Source organism: Marinimicrobium alkaliphilum, from assembly GCF_003259155.1.
Taxonomy (GTDB): Bacteria; Pseudomonadota; Gammaproteobacteria; order Pseudomonadales; family Cellvibrionaceae; genus Marinimicrobium_A; species Marinimicrobium_A alkaliphilum.
Genome location: NZ_QGMQ01000021.1, coordinates 1 through 1,856, shown reverse-complemented (window position 1 = coordinate 1,856; position 1,856 = coordinate 1). Strand labels below are relative to the sequence as shown.

Sequence of the window (1,856 nt, the reverse complement as noted above, 5' to 3'; positions counted from 1 at the left end):
TGGCGCCGACAGATCGGCGGCGTGGCCATTGTCAAGGAAGAGCGCACCACGGGCGGTGGTTTGATCAACAGCGAAACCCACTACGTCATTCGCGACCACTTGGGCAGTACCTCGTTATTGACCGACCATACCGGTGCCGTGACCCAGGAGTTCTACTATGACCCCTGGGGCCGGCCGAGAAAGCCGGTCTTTGGCAGCGGCTCTTACTGGCCACAACCGGATCAACCCTTTCGGGTAGCGCTCAAGCCGGATACCACACGGGGCTACACGGATCATGAGCATTTGGATGAAGTGGGCTTGATTCACATGAACGGTCGGGTTTATGACCCCAAGCTCGCCCGCTTCGTCCAGGCTGATCCGATTGTGCAGGACCCGAGGACTACCCGGAGCCTGAACCGTTACAGTTATGTGTGGAATAACCCACTCAATGCGACGGATCCGAGTGGGTTTGTCAAAGAGGCTGAGGAAGAAGACGAGGATGAAGAGTACAGGGCTTCAGTCATGACAAATGAAGACGAAGAAGTCGACCCTGACTTAGAGTTTAGTATTGAGTCTCAAGAAGGCACGTCGGACAATAGCCGAGGTAACGGTTCCAGAGAGTTAGATGGAAATATCGTCGTCCGCGCTAATCCGAACACAGGAAAGCAGACAGCTTCATGTGAAGGCTGTAGAGGAAATGCGATGCTTCTGTTGCCTTCGGGAGACATACAGGATCCTGGTTCGGGCTCAAGGGTTGATCGATACAGAGCCGCGTATATACAAAGCCGAAGTCGAGCCGCCGGCAGGGCATTTGACAGGCAGTTGGCTGATGAGCGAAGCACATGGTTCATGCCGACAGACCGACAGGCGAGGTTGGCGGCTGAGCTTAATGCCAGTCAACAGCACTTGCAGCAGGTGATGATTGGGCTTGGCCTAGCAATGACAGGGGTTGTTGCGGGCTCCTCTGTCACCGTAAATGCCCTAGTTGGTGTTTCCAGTTCCGCTGGTATGAATTATCTCTCGGGGTCAGAGCAGACGGCAAAGTCTCTGGTAGCTGGTGCCATTCTTGGAGGATCTGTTGGAACAGGTGTAGGCATAATGGCTAGATTAGGAGGTGGTGGTTTGGGAGCTAGGTTCATTTGGGCAAGAAATGGCGAAGCAATTACTATGCCGGCGGGTTATATAATTTCGAATTACTAGGATTAAAGATTATGACTTGGGTGACTGCGGCTGTAATAATAATCGTGATTTTCAGTCTCGACGCAACAGTTGATTATGCGATTAAGAAAAAATTCTCAATACTTAAAGTGTTTCTTAGTGGTTTTGCATTTGGAGCTGTTCCATCACTAATTATTCTCATTAACGATTCGTATAAATTTATATTTGATGACAGGGTTTCATCGTTAGGTAGCGGACTAGGTTGGTTTCTTATAGCTCTTTTTCCTTTGTTGGCTGGAGTGCTTTCAATATTTAAGTATGAGCAAAGGACTTGAGAATTTGGCGGCAATATTGTGTTTGTCCACAGGGTCTACTTTCTCTGAGAATCAGTGGGTGATTCCCCTTTTAAACGGGGTTTATATGTAGATTCAGGTGATTCGGAGGCCCGAGTCCTAGCGTGTTTGGTCCGACATGGTATCCGCCTGATACTGCCAAGGATGCCCTGCCTTAACGGGACGCATTAGTCAGGATCAGCCGGCCATCACAACCTCACCTCTCTGCCGCAAGCGCCACTCCCCGGGACGATAGATATCCCAGGTCTCATCGCTGGTGAGTGGCTCGGTGGCTATCACGGTGACAATATCGTTGGGTGTGGTTTCGGATTCGAAGTCCACCACCCATCAGCGTCTTTGAGCCGGGTGGGACCGAAGGGTGCGGGG

At 51.1% G+C, this 1,856-nt stretch carries 3 protein-coding genes; 2 read left to right on the top strand and 1 reads right to left on the bottom strand.

Annotated features, from left to right (window positions below; genetic code table 11):
- Together DKW72_RS16215 and DKW72_RS16210 are read left to right on the top strand one after the other, a co-directional pair.
- Positions 1-1,179 (top strand): RHS repeat domain-containing protein (locus tag DKW72_RS16215; RefSeq protein ID WP_232522446.1); only part of this gene is annotated, 1,179 nt, incomplete at its 5' end.
- An 11-nt stretch (positions 1,180-1,190) separates the two neighbouring features.
- Positions 1,191-1,472, top strand: a complete 282-nt coding sequence (locus DKW72_RS16210; protein ID WP_111643427.1) for a hypothetical protein — start codon at positions 1,191-1,193, stop codon at positions 1,470-1,472.
- A 195-nt stretch (positions 1,473-1,667) separates the two neighbouring features.
- Here the strand turns inward: DKW72_RS16210 and DKW72_RS16205 are convergent, their stop codons facing one another.
- Positions 1,668-1,814, bottom strand: a complete 147-nt coding sequence (locus DKW72_RS16205; RefSeq protein WP_232522445.1) for a class II glutamine amidotransferase — start codon at positions 1,812-1,814, stop codon at positions 1,668-1,670.
- Positions 1,815-1,856 lie beyond the last annotated feature (42 nt).